Annotated in this window: 16 protein-coding genes; 12 read left to right on the top strand and 4 right to left on the bottom strand. The window is 59.8% G+C overall.

The features are described 5' to 3' along the window. Positions 1-252: 252 nt before the first annotated feature. The 5 genes from HOP03_10415 to HOP03_10395 all read left to right on the top strand — a co-directional run bounded on the left by HOP03_10415 (position 253) and on the right by HOP03_10395 (position 4,088). Positions 253-567 (top strand): hypothetical protein, encoded by a 315-nt coding sequence (locus tag HOP03_10415; GenBank protein ID NOT88587.1) that lies wholly within the window; start codon positions 253-255, stop codon positions 565-567. Continuing rightward, on the top strand, positions 564-2,075 hold the full coding sequence (locus HOP03_10410; GenBank protein ID NOT88586.1) for an AAA family ATPase: 1,512 nt from the start codon (positions 564-566) through the stop codon (positions 2,073-2,075). Before HOP03_10415 ends, HOP03_10410 begins: the two co-directional genes overlap by 4 nt. A 10-nt stretch (positions 2,076-2,085) precedes the next feature. Further along, on the top strand, positions 2,086-3,006 hold the full coding sequence (locus HOP03_10405; GenBank protein NOT88585.1) for a diguanylate cyclase: 921 nt from the start codon (positions 2,086-2,088) through the stop codon (positions 3,004-3,006). After that, positions 2,937-3,740: a HAMP domain-containing histidine kinase gene (locus HOP03_10400; protein NOT88584.1), complete on the top strand. Its 804-nt coding sequence runs from the start codon at positions 2,937-2,939 to the stop codon at positions 3,738-3,740. Before HOP03_10405 ends, HOP03_10400 begins: the two co-directional genes overlap by 70 nt. 165 nt (positions 3,741-3,905) lie before the next feature. Then, the gene (locus HOP03_10395) at positions 3,906-4,088 is read left to right on the top strand and encodes a hypothetical protein (GenBank protein NOT88583.1); all 183 of its coding nucleotides are present in this window, start codon (positions 3,906-3,908) and stop codon (positions 4,086-4,088) included. 367 nt (positions 4,089-4,455) lie between these two features. Here the strand turns inward: HOP03_10395 and HOP03_10390 are convergent, their stop codons facing one another. From HOP03_10390 to HOP03_10380, 3 genes are all read right to left on the bottom strand, one after another. Next, positions 4,456-4,638, bottom strand: coding sequence for a hypothetical protein (locus tag HOP03_10390; protein NOT88582.1), 183 nt, complete (start codon positions 4,636-4,638; stop codon positions 4,456-4,458). 26 nt (positions 4,639-4,664) lie between these two features. Beyond that, on the bottom strand, positions 4,665-5,021 hold the full coding sequence (locus HOP03_10385) for a hypothetical protein (GenBank protein ID NOT88581.1): 357 nt from the start codon (positions 5,019-5,021) through the stop codon (positions 4,665-4,667). Positions 5,022-5,211: 190 nt separating this feature from the next. Then, positions 5,212-6,195 (bottom strand): DUF1570 domain-containing protein, encoded by a 984-nt coding sequence (locus tag HOP03_10380; GenBank protein NOT88580.1) that lies wholly within the window; start codon positions 6,193-6,195, stop codon positions 5,212-5,214. 412 nt (positions 6,196-6,607) lie between these two features. Here HOP03_10380 and HOP03_10375 point away from each other — a divergent pair, with 412 nt between their 5' ends. Together HOP03_10375 and HOP03_10370 are read left to right on the top strand one after the other, a co-directional pair. Next, the gene (locus HOP03_10375; GenBank protein NOT88579.1) at positions 6,608-8,050 is read left to right on the top strand and encodes an Hsp70 family protein; all 1,443 of its coding nucleotides are present in this window, start codon (positions 6,608-6,610) and stop codon (positions 8,048-8,050) included. A 408-nt stretch (positions 8,051-8,458) separates the two neighbouring features. Further along, positions 8,459-11,692: a hypothetical protein gene (locus HOP03_10370; GenBank protein NOT88578.1), complete on the top strand. Its 3,234-nt coding sequence runs from the start codon at positions 8,459-8,461 to the stop codon at positions 11,690-11,692. A gap of 175 nt (positions 11,693-11,867) precedes the next feature. Here HOP03_10370 and gap read toward each other — a convergent pair whose 3' ends face one another. Then, entirely contained in the window at positions 11,868-12,872 is a 1,005-nt protein-coding gene (gene gap / locus HOP03_10365) for a type I glyceraldehyde-3-phosphate dehydrogenase (protein NOT88577.1), read from the bottom strand. Positions 12,873-13,131: 259 nt separating this feature from the next. On the opposite strand from gap, the gene HOP03_10360 reads away from it, so the two are divergent. From HOP03_10360 to HOP03_10340, 5 genes are all read left to right on the top strand, one after another. Next, on the top strand, positions 13,132-13,752 hold the full coding sequence (locus tag HOP03_10360; GenBank protein ID NOT88576.1) for an OmpW family protein: 621 nt from the start codon (positions 13,132-13,134) through the stop codon (positions 13,750-13,752). A 91-nt stretch (positions 13,753-13,843) separates the two neighbouring features. Next, entirely contained in the window at positions 13,844-14,707 is an 864-nt protein-coding gene (locus tag HOP03_10355) for a S1/P1 nuclease (protein ID NOT88575.1), read from the top strand. Next, positions 14,704-15,453: a sulfite exporter TauE/SafE family protein gene (locus tag HOP03_10350; protein ID NOT88574.1), complete on the top strand. Its 750-nt coding sequence runs from the start codon at positions 14,704-14,706 to the stop codon at positions 15,451-15,453. The genes HOP03_10355 and HOP03_10350 overlap by 4 nt, the downstream gene beginning before the upstream one ends. A gap of 60 nt (positions 15,454-15,513) precedes the next feature. Beyond that, a complete protein-coding gene (locus HOP03_10345) occupies positions 15,514-17,493 on the top strand; it encodes an acetyl-CoA hydrolase (GenBank protein ID NOT88573.1) in 1,980 nt (659 codons plus the stop codon). After that, positions 17,493-18,635 (top strand): hypothetical protein, encoded by a 1,143-nt coding sequence (locus tag HOP03_10340; GenBank protein NOT88572.1) that lies wholly within the window; start codon positions 17,493-17,495, stop codon positions 18,633-18,635. Before HOP03_10345 ends, HOP03_10340 begins: the two co-directional genes overlap by 1 nt. Positions 18,636-18,746 lie beyond the last annotated feature (111 nt).

Below are 18,746 nucleotides of genomic sequence, written 5' to 3'. Positions count from 1 at the left end.
ATTCCCGGTTTCGACATCGGCTCTCTTCCTCCTTGCACAGTGACGTGCGCCGACAACCATCGGCATGTTCACGGATCAGACATGTTCGCGGCAAAGGGTGTATGGTCGGCCGCAATACTTGGCCATTGGAAACTCTGGGTGGAAGGCCAAACAGCGCACCGTATTGCCGCCATTCTGGCGAATCGAATCCGCAGCCAAGCCGGCGCCGAAAGCGCTGCAAGTTGCGTTGCCTCACTGTGCGGGGACATCGGCGTGGCACTCACGCCCATCGTGGGCCCTCGCGGCGTCGCCGCGCTCTACAAGCGCAGCCTTTTCCTGACCAGCCATCAGCACCCGGTGCTCTCGCGCCTGCATGAAGGCATCCAGACAACGATGGACCTGTCGCGCCTGACCACGACGTTGGCGTCTTTGAGCGAGGCCGAAGCCAACGCCGTCGGTACCTCACTCCTGCAGTCCTTCTACGAGCTGCTCGGCAGCCTGGTGGGACTTTCGCTCACGGAGCGATTGCTCAGTTCTTTGTGGGATCGCCCGTTGAGCGACCCGCCCGCACTGGAACCGACCGCATGACAAGCAAAGTAGCCATCCATCGATTGTCGACCGGTGTGCCCGGCCTGGACGAGATCCTGGGTGGCGGTCTTCCGGAATTCTCGTTCAACCTCATCGCCGGCCCGCCCGGTTGCGGCAAGACCACGCTGGCCCACCAGATCATGTTCTCGCTGGTCAACCCGCAGCGTCGTGCGCTGTATTTCACCGTGCTGGGCGAACCGCCGCTGAAAATGCTGAGATACCAGCAGCAGTTCGACTTCTTCGACACCGACGCGATCGATCACACCATCCGCTTCGTCAATCTCTCCGAGGACACGCTGGGCGGCGATCTCGATCTGGTCCTCAAGCGCATCATCGAAGAGGTCGAGTCGTTCAACCCGACGCTGGTGTTCGTCGACTCCTTCCGTTCGATCGTGCTCTCCGGCACAAGCAACGACAACCCGCGCAACACCCTGCAACAGTTCGTGCAGCAGTTGGGCATGGCCATGACCAGTTGGCAGGCCACCACCTTCCTGATCGGGGAATATTTCGCGGAGGCGGACGCCAATCCGGTATTCACCGTCTCCGATGGACTGATCTGGCTACGGCAAAGTGTGGTTCGCAACTCCATGGTCCGCAAGATGGAAATCATGAAGATGCGCGGCCAACCGACATTGCCGGGGCTGCATACTTTCCGCATTTCCAGCACCGGCATCGAAGTGTTCGCGCCGGTTCTCGCTGCGTCGCCGCCCAGCCCGAACCCGATGGCTCCCGGTGTTCCACCCCTCGAGCGGCTCACGATGGGCGTGCCTCGACTGGATGAGATGCTCGGAGGCGGTTTGCCGCAAGGCTACTCGCTGCTCGTGGCCGGGCCGTCAGGGTCGGGCAAAAGCGTATTGGCCGCCGCCTTCCTTGCCGAAGGAGCACGGCTGGGGCAAACCGGGGTGATCGCGGCGTTCGAGCAGCGCCCGACGCATGGCCGCTCGCCGGCCATCGCGGCATTGATCGAGAACGGCCAGGTGGGCCTGGTCGACAGCTGGGCGCCCGACCTGTCCATGGATGAAACCACGCGGCTCTTGCTGAGCGAGATCCGCCGCCTCGACGCCGCCCGGGTCGTGATCGATTCGCTGTCGGGCTTCGAACTCGCCCTGGCGCCGACGTTCCGCGAAGACTTCCGGGAAAACCTGTCGCGCATGGTGATGGCATTGGCCGCTTCCGGCGTGACGGTATTGATGACGTCCGAATTGGAGGACCGGTACACGGACCTGCGCTTCAGCCCGTACGGCACGGCGTTCATGACCGATGCCATCATCGTCCAGCGCTATATCGAGGTCGACAGCCGCTTGTTGCGCGTCATCGCGGTGGTGAAGGTGCGCGCAAGCGCGCACTCCAACGAGCTGCGTCTGTTCAGTATCGAAGACGCGGGTCTTCGGATTGGAGATCGCGTCTCCGGTCAGGAAGGTCTGCTGGGCGGCCGGCCCACCCGCAAGGCATCGCAAGCGCGCGATGGCGGCGATGGCGGCGATGGCGATGATGGACTGCCAGCCTAGGCACGCCACGATGACGCCTCTGCGGCATACACCATCCATCGAAGAACAACGCGCGGAGGCCGCGCGTGCGTTGGCCGGCCTCCAGGCCCAGGGCAATGAAGCCCGTGCGGAAGTGAGCGAGGCGCGCGCTCAACTCGCCGAGTTGAATCTGGAGGTCGAAGCAGCGGAAAAACGTTTGGGCAACAGCGACTACGCGCAATTGCTGGAGGCGAACCAGAACCTGGTGCTGTCCACGTTGCGCGTACAGGCGGATGCCGACGTTTGCGCCGAATCGTTGAGACATGCCACCCAATCCGCCCAATTGGATACTTTGACCGAACTGCCGAATCGCGAACTTCTGCTCGACAGGTTCACGCATGCGATCGCCATGGCGCGGCGCAAAGGCGAACATCTCGCACTGCTGTTCGTCGACATGAACAACTTCAAGACGATCAACGACACGCTGGGCCACGCGATCGGCGACCAGGTGCTGCAACGGGCCGCGCGCTGCCTGTCTTCGGCGGTTCGCGAAGTCGATACCGTCAGCCGACATGGTGGCGATGAATTCCTGATCCTGCTGACGGATGTCGAACATCCCTCCGAAATCGTCCTGGTGGCGCGCAAAGTGACATCCGCATTGGGAATGCCCTTCCGCATTGGCGACCATATCCTCCGCCTCACCGCGAGCATCGGCATTTGCAGGTATCCCGACGATGGAGACGCGCCGCAGTTGCTGATCGATCGCGCCGATGCGGCCATGTACCGGGCGAAGCGGCTGGGCATGGGCGGTTACGCTTTCCACAAGGAGGGTGCCGAGAACGAAGCCCCCCCCCCGCAACCTTGGCTTCGCTGCAGCAATCCATCGTTCATCACGATGTGGTGGTGGCCGACCATGAGCGACGCGCCGCGCAATTGCGCGAAGCCAACGAACAGCTGGTATTGGCCGCATTGAATGCCCAGACACTCCAGGCGGCGGCCGAGCAATCGCAGCAGCGCCAAAAGGAATTCCTGGCGCTGGTCGCGCACGAACTGCGCAACCCCCTGACACCGCTGGGCGTCGCGGCGTCCCTGTTGCGCAGCGCCAATCCCGACGATCTGCAGCGCATGCAGACCATCATCGAGCAGCAGGTCACGCACATCACCCGATTGGTCGGCGACCTGTTGGATCTGTCGCGCTCCAGCACGGGCAAGCTCCGGTTGCATTTTCGTACGATCGATCTCGCCAAGGTGATCGACGATGCCATCAACGCATCGAGACCCGCCATGGACGCGCGGCTGCAGCATTTCCGCCTCGACCTGCCCCTGCAACCTGTCGTGCTGGAGGCGGACCCCATTCGTTTGAACCAGATTCTCAGCAACCTGCTCGACAACGCCTCGAAATACACGCCCGATGGCGGCGAGATCCGTCTGGCCGTCCATGTCCACAAGGACGATGTGGTGATCCATGTGAGCGACGATGGCATCGGCATCAGCCTCGATGCGCTGCCGCGCGTCTTCGAGCCCTTTGCCCAGGACGACCACGCCACAGGCTTCAACGGACAAGGACTGGGGATCGGCCTGACCGTCGTAAAGGAATTGGTGGAAGCGCACGGCGGAACGGTCGTCGTCGCGAGTGGAGGCATCGGGCTTGGAAGCGAATTCTTCGTGACCCTCCCGCTGAATGTCTTTCGGGAAGAAGACACCTGAAGCTGAACGCATCGCGCGCTGCGCATGAAGCATTCCGCACAATGCATGACGCGAAGCGTGCGCATCGTCGCCAAGTGGTTGAATCGGCAGAGAACCCCATCTGGCACGAACATTGCAATGCTTCTGGATGTGCGCGATCAGTGCACGTCCCCCAAGGAAACACCCATGAGCCAGAGCGACCAGAAAGAAAACCAGAATCCGCCGATGAAGGCCCCGTCGCCGAACCCGTCCAACCCGTCGAACCCCAGCGCCAAGCCGGCGGTGAAGGAAGATGACCACAAGACCGGTACCGACAAGCCGACCGTGAAGGCCGACGAACCGAAAGCCTCCGGCGACAGCAAGCGCTGAACCAGGCGCTACGCCGATCCGCCGACTGACCCTTCGGTCAGCGTGACATGAGCATGCGCCACGATCCGATTGCCGGCTTGCAAATCGCGGCGATCCCGGTGCGACACCCTCGACACTGTCGCGACCAAGCACCCGCTGGATAACAGCGATCCAGACGCAGCGCTGTCCACCACAGGCGGACCGCAACAGATGAGGCATGGATGATCCATCCACCGCATCGAAAACCAGGGGCGCCAGCAATGGCGTCTCTGTTTTTTTTTGGGCGCAATGTCAGCACACGCGTCAAAAAATTCAAGGCCGCGGGCCGCATCCGGGGGTTTCCCGTCGTTCGCCCGGGTGCGCTTCGCTTACCCGGGCTACGGCGATGTCATCGAAGCAATTCATGCGCCACGAGCGACCCGGTCTTCTCGCGCATGATGGGCCGCATTCGCGTCTTCAATGCGTAATCCTTGCCATTGAGGGTGAGCGAAATGTCGATGGCGAGCGGCTTGCCGGATACCCACGGGACCGGCTTGATCTCACCGTTGTTGTCGTGGTTCTGTTCCTGCATCCAGAAGTGGCCGTCGTACTGCGAACTCAGTACGACAGGCGCATCGTTGTCGATCCGGTAGGAAAACGAATGGATCCGGATGGACTCGACGTGGGTGTTCGGGCCGACTTTTTCTGGATGTCCCTGACGAACACCTGGAAGAAAACCGATTCCGGGGTTCGAGTGGTCTTGTACAGGAACGGAATGCCCGAAATCCTCCGGGGGAATCCCGCCGGGCAGGTCGAAATATGCAGCTCGCTCTTGCCGTCCAGATCGAGAGCGACCGGTTCGTATTCGAGAATCTCGCGATCGATGCATCCGGCCAGCAGCGATCCGATCCCGAGCAGCACCGACATCCGGAAAAACAACCCTCGACGAATCCGACGCATGGGTTCTGCACGCATCCGCACGACCTCCTGGTGATCCACTGGCCCGCCATGGCTCCGCGCCGATTTCGTAGCCCGGGTTTCGCCATCGGCGAGACCCGGGAGCTCGGCAGGCAGACATGTGGCAGCAAACCCGGTTGATATTCGATGCGTGGCATCGCGGCGACCGCTCCCCCAGGTGTCGCGATGCGACACCCCGCCGACGACACTACCGGCTCCGCACAATCGTGGTCACGCCATCAGCGTCGACCGTCGGCGTCATCTCCTGGATCTTTCCTTGAAGATAGCGGTACCACTGATATTCGATCTTGTCGGCAGGCCCGATCATCGTCTCGAAATTCTTCAGCGAGCCGCCTTCGGCGATCAGGCGCTTGTATGCGGCGGCGTAGCGGCCATTCTCGTAGTGGAACAGGAAATGGCTCAGGCTCCAGTACTGGATGTAATAGCGATTGACGTTGCTGTTGATGTTGGGCGCATCTTTGCCGGTGATGATCGCGCGGATCGGTATCCAGCGACCGGCTTCGATGTCGTCGTCGAGACTGCCCGTCAACCCTGCGTTCGTGAGCCACCAGACCGGATAGGTATCCGGATCGATCGTGCCGGGTACCAGTCGACCCCGTTCCAATCGACTCGTGCCGAAATACGTCGCCAGGCCTTCGTCGATCCATTTCGCTTTCCGGAAACCCGCGACCTCCGCGTTCAACTGATGCGTGGCCTCGTGGATCATCCAGTGATACGGGTTGCGCTCGCTCTTGGCATAGTAGGCGTAGCAGACCGGCCGCAGGTAATAGGCTTCCGCCCACGGCATGCTGTAGTTGTTCGCCTTGAACTGTTCCCGATAGGCATAGAGCGTGAGCTTCAGTCTGTCGCGATCCGCCGCTGGCGCCACATGCGCCGAAAACAACCGACCGTACGCGACATGAAGCGCCTCCACCGCATCAACGACACGCTGCGTCTGCGCCGCGTCGGCGGTCGTCGTGATCGCATAGTGCGCACTCTCGACATGCTTCGCACCGGGCAACGGCGCCGGATGCGCCGCGCGATCTCGCTTCACGCTGCGCTTCGCGACCTGCGCCCGCGCTTGCGCCTTTTCGAGCGCGCGCTGCTCGTGGATCCAGTGCCGCCAGTACAGCAGCGCGGCGGTGATCGCAACGACACTGATGATGAGCGGCATCCACGGCCTGAGTCGCATCGATTCACCTGTGTGCGGCCATCCGGGGCGGGATGGGGAAATGTACAACAACGGGAACTAGACAGACATGCGTTCGATAGTGTGTGAAATACAGCTACAAACCCGCATCGTGGGGAGAAGGTGGCCGAAGGCCGGATGAGGGGCAGACAGCCGAAACATGGCGTGACGAAATAGACACATACCCGGCTTTTCGTAGCCCGGGTCTCGCCATCGGCGAGACCCGGGAATGCCAAGAAATGGTGCATGACGCTTCGCTTATGCACCTTACACGTATGCGCCTTACGGCCTTGGTATGCGGCGTGGAACGCGCAGAACCCGAAGCAGACACAGCAGGCTCGATTGATCCAACGGACACCAAGCGGCACCGTTTGCGGCAGAATGGTCTGCCTCATCATTGCTTTTCGGGAAGTGCATGCGCATCGGAATCGACTTCGGCACGAGCTATTCGGCCGCCGGTGCTGTGATCGATGGCGAGTTGCAGTTGATCCGGTTTGGCGACGACCTGCAGTTCCGTACCACGGTTTATTTCCCGCAACGGCTACCGGACCTGTCCGACTTCGTACTCACCGACGACATGCACGACGAGACCCGGAGGCTGATGGGAGAATTCCGGCGCGATCAGGCCATGCTGCATGCGGACCTTCGTGCACGCCGCGAGCAGGCGATGCAGCGCCCCGAACCCCAGCGGTCACGCGAGCTGGGCATGATTCCCTCGCCGCGCGTTCGAAGCGAGCCGGAACTGGAGCGCGACGCGCGCGCGCTCGTGCGTCGGCGCTGGGCGGCCCTGGAGATGCGCAAGGCCATGCTCGAGCGCGTGGACCTGCAGCACGCGCTTTATGGCGAAGAGGCGGTCGATGCCTTCATCGAGGAGAGCACGGGCCAGTTGGTGGTCTCTCCGAAGTCCATGCTGGGCTACCGGCTGGAGGCGCATGCGCGCGACACACTGTTGGGTATCGCCACACAGTTGCTGCGGCATATCCGGCTTACGGCGAGCGCGCAGCTCGGTCGCGACGTCAGGGCGGCCCTCCTGGGGCGCCCGGTGCGATTCCGAAGCTCGATGAAAGAAGCAGGCGGCGTACAGGCGCTCGAAATACTGACCGACGCGGCGTATGCCGCGGGCTTCGACGATGTGGCGTTCCTCGAAGAACCGGCAGCGGCTGCGTACGGCTATCACCAGCGCAACGAACGCCCCCGCAGGACGCTGATCCTCGACATCGGCGGTGGAACGACGGACATCGCCCTTGCCGATGTCGGCGGTGCGGAAAACGCACCTGTCGTGCATGGCGCATGGGGCGAGCCGGTGGGCGGAACCGATGTGGACATCGAGCTGAGCATGCGCTCGGTCATGCCGCTGTTCGGGAAAAACGTCACCGACACGCCGGTGCACCGCTTCTACGAAGCGTCCGCCGTGCAGGACCTGCAGCGTCAGGCCCGGTTCCGCGAGGCCTCGTTCGCGCATGTCGAAGCGCCCTATGGCCAGCGTCTGGAAAGCCTGAGGGCGCCGGGCCAAACCGTTCGCCTGAATCGTGCCGTTGAGCGCGCCAAGATCCAATTGAGCCAAACCGAGTGCGTAACGCTGGATCTCGATTTCATCGAGACAGGCTTGATCGGGACCCTCGACTCCGCACGCCTCGACGATGCCGCGTCACCGTTCCTCCGCCATGTGCGCACGCTCATGGAGAGCGCCATGGCCGAACTGACGCAGCCGCCGGAGACGGTCTATCTCACCGGCGGCATGTCGCGCTCGCCCTATGTGCCGCAGCTCGTGAGGGAGATGTTCCCGGATGCGGAGCTGGTCATGGGCAACGCGTCGCTGGGCGTGGTGACGGGATTGGCGCACGCGGCTGCGCTCTGACAGGTTGCTGAAAAAACTGCTTCCAATAGGTTTTTCAGGTCGCCAAGGATCGCGGCAGCCTACCGCCTAGCAGCCAAGGCGACTTTCGGCCAGGAGCGGACACACGAACCCGCTTTCGTAGGGCGCATAAGCCGAAGGCGTCATGCGCCAAGGGAGCATCGCAACCGCCGAATGCCAAGAAATGGTGCATGACGCTTCGCTTGTGCCCTCTGCACGTATGCGCATTACGGCCTTTATCGTAGCCCGGGTAAGTGCGCAGCACGCACCCGGGAAAACGCAAGCTGCCAAGCCTCGGTGACGGTTAATGATCAAAAGCCCCGAGTGCGGTCTTCGACCTTACCCGGACTACTCGCTGACTACTGATGACCCAGCCCACAGTGCTTTTGTAAAGCTGTCAGTTTTGACAGGTTGCTAGAAAATTCCGACAAATGGATTCTCGAAAACTTATCTGACAAAAATCAAGGCCACAGCACCTCGCAATTAGCCACAACTTTGCGCACGACTTTGTCGACTAAATCAAAAAGACATTTATCAATAAAATCCTTGGCCTACCAATCTAAGAAGAAAGTGGAAACCATCTCAATGATCGACAATAGACTGCAGCTTTACGATAAAGAGGCGTTGCTAGACAGGCTTTCTGATGGAGTAATAGGATCGGGGAAAAAAGTTATTTTTGTAACAGGTTCGCCCATGACAGCACCACATGGGGATAGCCGCTATGGAATTGCAAATGTTCAGTCAGTCGTAGAACTTATCCGCGATCAGTTCCTTGCAAGACCAGCTCGACTTGAAGCTTTAGATAGAGAGTTGTCAACATCAAAGAACAGATATCAGTCTGCATTCAAATTTCTCACAGGAGGTAGAGGGCAAGATGCAGCCAACAAAATAGTTAAGCAAGCTGTTTCAGGCGCTCTATTAATTAATAAAAATAATATCTCTAAACATACTATTTGCTCTCTAACAAACGACCAGCTTGCAAACTTAGACAAAGATGCGCGCTGCTGGCATCTAAGCCCAGGCGTTGATGCGCTTGGTCAGTTAATCGCTGATTTTCCAGAAACCTTCGGCAAGGCAGTAGTTACATCCAATTTCGACCCACTGATAGAGGTTGCCATCAACAAGCATGGCGGCTCAGCATGGAGAACATCGTTATCGGCCGATGGGGCGATAGAAAATAGCACAGCAAATGGCTGTCAAGTCATTCACATTCATGGCTATTGGCATGGCAACGACACTCTTCATACTGGAGAGCAGTTATTACACGGCAGGCCAACACTAAAGAATTCACTATTGAAACTTCTTGAAGATAAGATTGTGGTCGTTCTAGCGTATGGAGGCTGGCCAGATATATTCACAGGCGCTCTTAACGGCCTTGTAAGCAACAACAATCTATTCCCTGAAATACTCTGGGCCGCCTATGAAGATCAGCCCAAATTTTCTGATTATCTATTAGAATCACTCGCCTCCGGGATTAATCGCAATCGAGTAACTTTTTACGCGGGAATAAATTGCCATACTTTTATCCCTGATCTTTTAGCAGCATGGCATAAAAATAAAAATATTGGTGGGCAGGAGAATTCAGCCGTATCGCGGTCAAATATGATCGATTCAGAGAGAGAAATACATAAAACGAAACCCTTCAAACTACCGACTCTGGAATGCGATCGCCCACCAAACATTGACGTGTGGGTAGGTCGCGAAGCCGAGCTTAGATCACTTGAGACTTCCAACGCCAAGGTGGTTGCTTTTTGCGGAATTGGCGGCCAAGGAAAATCAGTCTTGGCTGCCAGATATTTGCAGATATCCATGGAGGAAAAGATAAATTTTGAAAGATGGGATTGGCGTGACTGCAAAGAAGAGGGGGATAGAATAAGAACCCAAATTACAGAAATAATTTCCCGCTACAGCGGGGGCTCCATTAAATCAGAAGAAATTTGCGAGCTATCTGATATTGAAATATCAGAATTATTGATAGATATAACTAAAAACTCAAAGTCCATATTCGTATTTGACAACGTAGATAAGTACGTTGACTTGGAATTTAAAAAATTCACAGGAATTCTCGATACTCTTGTTGGAAAGCTATCAAACAACGCGACTTCAAACCGATTAATAATCACGTGCAGACCTGATATACATTATGATTCTTCAGAAATTATTACGTTTTCCGTGCAAGGCATTTCTGAAGATGAGGCAATCGAGCTTTTTAAGAAAAGAGCAAATGGTGAATTTGTGCCTGAAATTGAAATTAAAGAGGCGCACACCCTTACAAAAGGGCATGCCTTTTGGCTAGACCTGATGGCTACTCAAGTGGCAAAAGTTCCCGGAACTACTCTAAGAAAACTCTTAGATAATCTACGCCGTGGACGAGGCGATGGCCCTGACGTGTTATCTTCGATCTGGGATACTCTTGCTCAAAGAGAACAAATGGTTCTTAGATTTATGGCTGAAACAATGCGCCCAGAGACAGAGAATACGATTGAGAAATTTGTCTCTTCAGAATTGAACTACAATAAATTCAAGAAGTCTCTGAAATCACTAATTTCACTAAACCTTATCGTAGTTAAGCCGGAAACGAACGCCCCTGACTTATATGACCTCCACCCTCTTGTTAGGCAATTCATCAGAGCACGTTTTGAACGGAATGAACGCAGTGGTTTCATAAGAGTGGTTCTCACTCAGTACGAATTCATTATTGGCTCGATTGAATCAATGCTAAGCGCTTTTTTGCCGCTTCCCATGCTAGAACGCTGGTCACAAAAAGCGGAACTTGAAATAACAGCTGGACTCCACGAACAAGCCTTCGACACCCTGCATAAAGTCGAAGATGTAATGCTTGGCGGAGGGCATATCGAAGAGTTCATACGTATTTCGCGCATTCTATTTGAATCAATTGATTGGGAGACTGCTGCCACAAAATTCAAGAGATTCGATCACCTTATTGGCGCCACAGTCAACGCATTTGATCAACTAGGTGAGCATGACAAAGCTGACGAGCTGTTATCTAGGTTTGAATTGACGATACCAAAGAAAACCGCTCGATTTATCAAGTATTGTGATATCAAAGCGCACTCATATTGGGTTCGTTTGAATTTCTCACAGGCTATCGAATGGGCATCCCAAGGAGATTCGCTGAAGAACGAGACCAATGTTGATACTTCCTTTGATTGCGCTCACAGCTTGGCTTTGGCCCAACGAGACAATGGAGACCCGCGTGCTGCTTTAAAATATTTTTTGAAAAGTTATGCCTTGGCAGATTTAATAGACTCAAACAGCAATGTTGCACTTGATGATGGACCGACACTCGGCAATGTCGGCAGATGTTTACACTTAGTCAAAGATTTTGATGGCGCGCTAGTTTGTTATAAAAAATCGATTCGCGCTCTACAAGGTGACACGGCCCCAGACTTAAGCGGAAATAGAGCATATGCCAGGCAATGGATTGGAGAAGTATTAGAGTCCAAAAGCGAGTACAAGCTCGCTATTTCTTTTTACCAGGATGCGATTAATTCACTGGGTAGATCTTCACCCGTTAGAACCGCGCGATTATTAGAAAGCATTGAGCGCTTGAAAACAGATTGCGGCGTATATGTTAGTGTTGCCGAATCCACAAGAATTGTGGATCAGTGGATCAGATCGTAACTGCTGCCATTTACACAATGGTTGCCACTAAAGATTAGGCACATAACCACTATCCCACCCAAAAAAAACACAAAAGCGCCCTAAGGCGCTTTCGTGACAAACAGGCTGCGATGTTGGGGTTTGCCGATGGTGGGGTTCGCTACGCTCACCCCACCCTACCCAATCCCCGCGTTGCTTACTTCCCAGCAATCACCTTCACCATCTCAAGACACTTGGTGGAATAGCCCCATTCGTTGTCGTACCACGAGACGAGTTTGACGAAGGTGCTGTCGAGGGCGATGCCGGCGTCGGCATCGAAGATGGAGGTGCGGGTGTCGCCGACGAAATCGGTGGCGACGACCTTGTCTTCGGTATAGCCCAGCACGCCTTTGAGTGCGCCTTCGGACTGCGCTTTCATTTCGGCGCAGATCTCGGCGTAGGTGGCAGGCTTTTCCAGTTCGATGGTCAGGTCGACCACCGAGACGTCGGAGGTCGGCACGCGGAACGCCATGCCGGTGAGCTTGCCTTTGAGTTCCGGCAGCACCACGCCGACGGCCTTGGCCGCGCCGGTGCTGGAGGGAATGATGTTTTCGAGGATGCCGCGTCCGCCGCGCCAGTCCTTGTTGCTGGGGCCGTCGACGGTTTTCTGCGTGGCGGTGGCGGCGTGCACGGTGGTCATCAGGCCGCGCTTGATGCCCCACTTGTCGTTGATGACCTTGGCGACGGGCGCGAGGCAGTTGGTGGTGCACGAGGCGTTGGAGACGATGGTTTCGCCGGCGTACTTCTGGTGGTTCACGCCGTAGACGAACATCGGCGTGTCGTCTTTCGATGGCGCGGACAGGATGACTTTCTTCGCGCCTGCGGCGAGGTGCTTCTCGGCGCTGGCCTTGTCGAGGAACAGGCCGGTGGATTCGATGACGATGTCGGCGCCCACTTCGTCCCATTTCAGATTGGCCGGATCGCGTTCCTGGGTAAGGCGGATGCGGGTGCCGTTGACGATCAGGGTGTTGCCGTCGACCGACACGTCGCCCTTGAAGCGGCCATGGACCGAGTCGTAGCGGAGCATGTAGGCCAGATAGTCGGGTTCGAGCAGATCGTTGATGCCGACGATCTCGATCTCGCCGCCGAAATTCTGCACGGCGGAACGCAGGACATTGCGGCCGATGCGGCCGAAACCATTGATGCCAACCTTGATCGCCATGGGCGGAACGCTCCTGAACGGGGGTGAGGACGGGGATAGCCGGGCATTTTAGCGGATCATCCCGGAGGACGCCGAAGACGTGGCCTGGGCGCCGATGATGTGACGGCGGGCAGATATCCGGGGATCGAACCCGCCCCGCAGGCCTCGTCTGCTGTTCATTTGTTAAAAAATTGATCATTCTCAAACCGCGCCCGGAAAGGCGCCTGATACTGCCGGCCAATCCGGTACGTCAGACATCTACTGCCCAGGAGGCATTCCCATGATTCACCGTTTCGCTCCGCTCGCCCTCGCCCTCGTTCTCGGCGGTGTCGCCGCTCCCGCTTTCGCCCAACAGGCCGGTGAGTGGACCTTCGGCGTCGGCGCCCATCAGGTCAACCCGAAATCCGACAACGGCAGCGTCGTCAACGGCACGCTCGATGTCGAAGTCGGCAGCAGCGTCCGTCCGACCATCACCGCCGAATACTTCGTGCGCGACAACCTCGGTATCGAAGTGCTCGCCGCGCTGCCGTTCCAGCATGACGTCGACATCGTCGGCCTGGGCAGGGTCGGTTCGACCAAGCACCTGCCGCCGACCGTGTCGCTGCAGTACCACTTCGGCGGCAACAACGTGAAGCCGTTCGTCGGCCTCGGCGTGAATTACACCCGCTTCTTCAGCACCGGCACCAGCGGCGCGCTGGCCGGCAGCGATCTGGAACTCGACGATTCCTTCGGTCTGGCCGTGCACGCCGGTATCGATTTCGCGGTCAGCGAGAAGGGTTCGATCCGCGTCGATGCGCGCTGGATGGACATCGACACCGATGCCAAGCTCGACGGCGCCGACATCGGCACCGTGAACATCGACCCGCTGGTCTACGGCGCGGCGTACGTCTTCAAGTTCTGATCGCAACACCCCTGCGCCCCGGTCGACACCGGGGCAACAGGCAGCACCAGTGCAACTGCAGAAACGGGTCATGTGGGCTACTCTCCACCACATGATCCGTTTCTTTTTTTTCGGCGGCGCATCGTCCCGCCCACACGCATCGCATCCACGGCCCGGGGCCGCCATCGTTCTGCTGCTGGCGGTGCTCCTGCCCACAGCCGCGCATGCCTGGGGGCCGAAAGGCCATCGCCTGGTGGCCGCGCTGGCCAGCGGCGAACTCACCCCACAGGCCCGCGCCGAAATCGCACGACTGCTGCGCGGCGAAGCCGAGCCCACGTTGGCCGGCGTCGCCAACTGGGCCGATGACCTGCGCGAGCACGACCCGAATCTCGGCAAACGTTCCGCGCGCTGGCATTACGTCAATCTGGCCGAAGACGACTGCCGCTATCGCGCGCCGGTGGATTGTCCCGATGGCGATTGCCTGATCGAGGCCATCGCCCGTCAGCGCGATCTGCTCGCCGACCGTCGGCAGCCCGCTGCGGTGCGCGCGCAGGCGCTGAAGTTCCTCGTGCATTTCGTCGGCGACGCGCACCAGCCGCTGCATGCCGGTTACGCCCGCGATCGCGGCGGCAACACGATCCAGATCCAGCTCGACGGCAAGGGCACCAATCTGCATTGGCTCTGGGATGGCGAAGTCATCGCGTCCGCGCGGATGAACGAGCGCCGCTATCTGCAACATCTGCAGCGCATGCCGCTGCCTGCATGGGCGCGCACCGGTATCGACGACCCCGCCGCCTGGACCGAGGCGTCGTGCAGGATCGTTCTGCGCGATGGCTTCTATCCGTCGAAGCCGAAGATCGAACCGGCGTATTTCTCGCGCTGGCGCCCCACCGCCGACGAACAATTGCGGATCGCCGGGCATCGCCTTGCTGCGCTGCTCAACGATGCATTGAAAGCCGGAGCCGGCAAACCTTGAGCGGCGACGCGGTCCTGCTCGCGGCGCTGTTCCTGCTGGTCGCCACCCTCTATTCGTCGGTCGGCCACGCGGGCGCCAGCGGTTATCTGGCAGCGATGGCGCTGGTCGGTCTGGCGCCGGAACACATGCGCCCCACCGCGCTCACGCTGAATCTGCTGGTCGGCGGTATCGGCCTGTTCCGTTTCTGGCGCAGCGGCTTCGTGCGCTGGCGCAACATCCTGCCGTTCGTACTCGCCTCGGCCCCGGCCGCTTTTTTCGCGGCGCAGATCAAACTGCCGAAAGAAAGCTATTCGATGCTGCTGGCGGGCGTACTGCTGGTCGCGGCGGTCGGCGTCTTCCGTTCGGCCGCACGCGCCGAAGCGGAAGATCTTCAAGCCAGCGATCGACAGGTACCCTGGATCATCGGCCTGCTTGTCGGCGGCATCATCGGCATGCTCTCCGGACTCACCGGCACCGGCGGCGCGATCTTCCTCACCCCGCTGCTGCTGTTCGCACGCTGGATGCCCACCCGCGAAGCCAGCGGCACCTCGGTCGCCTTCGTCTGGATCAACTCGCTGACCGCACTGACCGGTCTGCTGCAGTCGGAACAGACGCTGCCGGCGATGCTGCCGCTGTGGCTGGGCGCGGTGGCGGTGGGTGCGCTGATCGGTACGCAGCTCGGGCTGAAATGGTTGCCGGTGCGCGGCCTGCGCTACGCACTCGGCGTGGTGTTGTTGATCGCGGCGGGGAAGTTGCTGCTGCCCTGATCGTGGATTTTTTTGATCATGGCCGGGGCAACCCGACTCAAACCGCGCGATGATGTCGCCATGACCAGTCCGCACGCCCCCCAGCCCCATCGCCTCGACCACCTCGACGACGCGGTCGAAACCCTCCTCGCCAGCATCGATGGCCCGCTGCACGTGGCCGCGCCGCTGGGCATCGGCAAGCCGCACCGGCTGCTCAATGCGCTGTACGCGCGGGTGGAAAAAGACCCGTCGCGCGCGCTGCATCTGTACACCGCGCTGTCGCTGGATCCGCCGGTTCCGGCGAACGATCTGCAGAAGCGGTTCCTGGCGCCGTTCGTGACCCGTCATTTCGGCGACGACTTCCCGCGCCTCGCCTATGTGCAGGCGCAGAAGCGCGATGCATTGCCGGCGCATATCGAGATCGAAGAGTTCTACATGCAGTCCGGTGCGCTGCTGCGCTCGCGCCAGGCGCAGTCGCGCTACGCCAGCCTCAACTACACGCATGTCGCGCGCGCCATCGCCGAACGCGGCGTCAATTGCCTGGTGCAGAAAGTCGCTGCGAACGCCGATGGCTCGCGGCTGTCGCTGTCGTCCAACACCGACCTGACTTTCGATGCGATCGACGCGATCCTCGCGCGCGGCCTGCCGCGACCGCTGATGGTGGCCGAAGTCGATCCGGAATTGCCGTGGCTGGACAACGGCGCGGCGGTCGACGCCGATTTCTTCGACATCGTGCTGACCCCGCCGGGGCCGTATCCGAAACTGTTCGCGCTGCCTCGGCAGCCGGTGGCCGACGCCGAATACGCGATCGGGTTCTACGCCAGCACCCTGGTGCGCGACGGCGGCACGCTGCAGATCGGCATCGGCGCATTGGCCGACGCGCTGTGTCATGCGCTGGTCCTGCGCCACACCGACAACGCCGCATACCGACGCGTGCTGCAGGCGCTGGATCCTGAGATCGAACGAAACCCGGCGGTGATCGCCAGCGGCGGGCTGGATGCATTCGAGCATGGCCTGTACGGCTGCAGCGAAATGATCAACGAAGGCTTCCGCAAGCTGGTGCAGGGCGGCGTGCTGCGACGCAAGGTGGTCGACGACGAACCGCTGATGCGGCGGATCAACGATGGCAGCGCCAGCGACGCCGATCGCGAGCGCATCGAACGCGAGGGCGAATACCTGCACGGCGCGTTCTATCTGGGATCGCACGAGTTCTACGACTGGCTGCGCGGGCTGGACGAAGCCGGGCAGCGCGCCATCGGCATGCGCCGGGTCAGCGAAGTCAACGAACTCTACGGCGGACGCGAAACCCTGGAGCGCGTGCAGCGGCACGATGCGCGATTCTTCAACACCTGCATGATGGCGACCGCGCTGGGCGCGGCGGTATCGGACGGTCTTGCCGATGGCCGCGTGGTCTCGGGCGTGGGCGGCCAATACAACTTCGTGGCGATGGCGCATGCGCTGCCCGAGGCGCGATCGGTACTGATGCTGCGCGCGACCCGCGAGGAACCGGGCTGCCCCGCGATCTCCAGCATCGTCTGGAATTATGGGCACAGCACCATTCCGCGCCATCTGCGCGATGTCTACGTCAGCGAATACGGCATCGCCGATGTCCACGGCGCCTGCGACGAGGACTGCGTGCAGGCGATGGCGGCGATCGCCGACAGCCGCTTCCAGCACGCGCTGCTGGGCACCGCCAACCACAACGGCAAGCTCTACGACCAGTTGGTGAAATTCAGACTGTCCGGTCGCAATACACCGGAACGCCTGCAGTCCGCGCTGGCGCCGCTGCGCCGCGACGGCATCTTGCCCGACTACCCGCTGGGCAGCGATTTCACGCCGGTCGAACAGCGCTTGGTCAAAGCGCTGACCTGGCTGAAAGCGAATACCGCGACCCGTGCGACGAAGCTGAAAACGATCGCGCGCGCGTCGATCGGCGCGCGCGCGTCATCGACGGAAGATCTCGAAGCAGTGGCGCGGATGGGTTACGCGAATCCGTCCGGGCTGGGCGAAACGCTGTACGCGAAGCTGGTGGCGTTGGCGTTGCGGGAAACGGCTGCGTAATGCCTGGAAGATCCGCGAACGATCGCGGCCGTCGTCCACGGACATGGCTCTGCATTGGCAGCCTCTCGCTCGCCGGCCTGTCATTCGTCTGCGCATCGAGCGCGCAGGCCGCCGAATGGGAAATCCTGCTGCCCATGCCCGCGACGGTATCGCAAGCGTTGTCGCCGGACGGATCGCTGCTGGCCGTGAGCGACACGTGGGGTCCGATCCTGATCTTCGACGCCGGACACGGCACGCTGAAGGAAAGCTATCGCTTGCCCGAGCGGCGTTTGTACAGTCTGGCCTGGGACTTCGACATGCGATCGGTGCTCGTCGGCGACCCCGACCGCAACGACGACACCGCCATCCGCACGGTTACGCGCGTGTTCGACGAGCCCGCGAATGCAACGTCTGCGGGACACGGCGCCACGAGCCAACCGAAGGATCTGCCTGGCGGCGTGCACGGCACCGCGCTCAGTCCATCCGGCCGATGGCTGGCAACGATCGATTACGACCGGTTGCGCGTTACCGCCATGAAGGATGGCCGACGCGAGGAATGGATGGAACCGCCTTTCGAGACATGGCGTCTTGCGATCTCCGATGTGGCCGATCTGCTGTGGCAGGATCAGGATGTCCTGGTCGCCGTCCGCAGCAGCCATGGCATCGGCGCGAAAGAAGTGGCGCGTTACGATTTCGCGCGGCAGAAAACGCTGCCGGCGATTGCGCTGCCGGAATCGTCGGTCGCACAGACCGCCGCGCTGTCGGCCGACGGTCAGCGGTTGCTGATCGAAACGGACAACGGCACGATCTTCGATGTCGATCTCAAGCAGGGCAGGCTGCTCGGTACGATCGGCAATCCGGGATCGACGCCGGCAGATGCGATTGCGATGGATGCACAGGACCGGATCGCGCGCTGGCGCGGCGATCGCATCGCACTGTCGACGCTCGACGATCCGCGCGAAACCCGCTGCATCCGCGTCTGGGATGTCGACACAGGGCATCAGGGCTCACGACCGGTGCTGGCATGGTTGGGCGATGATCTGCTGCTGGCAGGCGAAGCACGTGGCACCGATCAATGGCGTGCCGAACGGCTGTCGATCCTGACTGACGAAACAGCGAACGCCGGAAGCACGGATTGCGAAGACAACGAGGCGAAGCCATGAAGCACGCCCGACGCATCGATTACGCTGGCGCTGATTGAAACTAACTTCCGTCGGGATTGGCCGAAACGCTGTATTCGAAATTGGGGGCGTTGGCGTTGCGCGAGACCGCCG

The sequence above is a fragment of the Lysobacter sp. genome (assembly GCA_013141175.1).
Taxonomy (GTDB): Bacteria; Pseudomonadota; Gammaproteobacteria; order Xanthomonadales; family Xanthomonadaceae; genus Lysobacter_I.
This window is presented reverse-complemented; position numbering and strand designations above follow the sequence as displayed.

Excerpts from the sequence above, each read along its gene's own strand:
- HOP03_10355 (NOT88575.1), top strand. The coding sequence starts at position 13,844 with ATGATCCGTTTCTTTTTTTTCGGCGGCGCATCGTCCCGCCCACACGCA.
- HOP03_10410 (NOT88586.1), top strand. The coding sequence starts at position 564 with ATGACAAGCAAAGTAGCCATCCATCGATTGTCGACCGGTGTGCCCGGC.
- HOP03_10360 (NOT88576.1), top strand. The coding sequence starts at position 13,132 with ATGATTCACCGTTTCGCTCCGCTCGCCCTCGCCCTCGTTCTCGGCGGT.
- HOP03_10390 (NOT88582.1), bottom strand. The coding sequence starts at position 4,638 with ATGCAGGAACAGAACCACGACAACAACGGTGAGATCAAGCCGGTCCCG.
- HOP03_10405 (NOT88585.1), top strand. The coding sequence starts at position 2,086 with ATGACGCCTCTGCGGCATACACCATCCATCGAAGAACAACGCGCGGAG.
- HOP03_10395 (NOT88583.1), top strand. The coding sequence starts at position 3,906 with ATGAGCCAGAGCGACCAGAAAGAAAACCAGAATCCGCCGATGAAGGCC.
- HOP03_10380 (NOT88580.1), bottom strand. The coding sequence starts at position 6,195 with ATGCGACTCAGGCCGTGGATGCCGCTCATCATCAGTGTCGTTGCGATC.
- HOP03_10375 (NOT88579.1), top strand. The coding sequence starts at position 6,608 with ATGCGCATCGGAATCGACTTCGGCACGAGCTATTCGGCCGCCGGTGCT.
- HOP03_10385 (NOT88581.1), bottom strand. The coding sequence starts at position 5,021 with ATGCGTGCAGAACCCATGCGTCGGATTCGTCGAGGGTTGTTTTTCCGG.
- HOP03_10345 (NOT88573.1), top strand. The coding sequence starts at position 15,514 with ATGACCAGTCCGCACGCCCCCCAGCCCCATCGCCTCGACCACCTCGAC.
- gap (NOT88577.1), bottom strand. The coding sequence starts at position 12,872 with ATGGCGATCAAGGTTGGCATCAATGGTTTCGGCCGCATCGGCCGCAAT.
- HOP03_10340 (NOT88572.1), top strand. The coding sequence starts at position 17,493 with ATGCCTGGAAGATCCGCGAACGATCGCGGCCGTCGTCCACGGACATGG.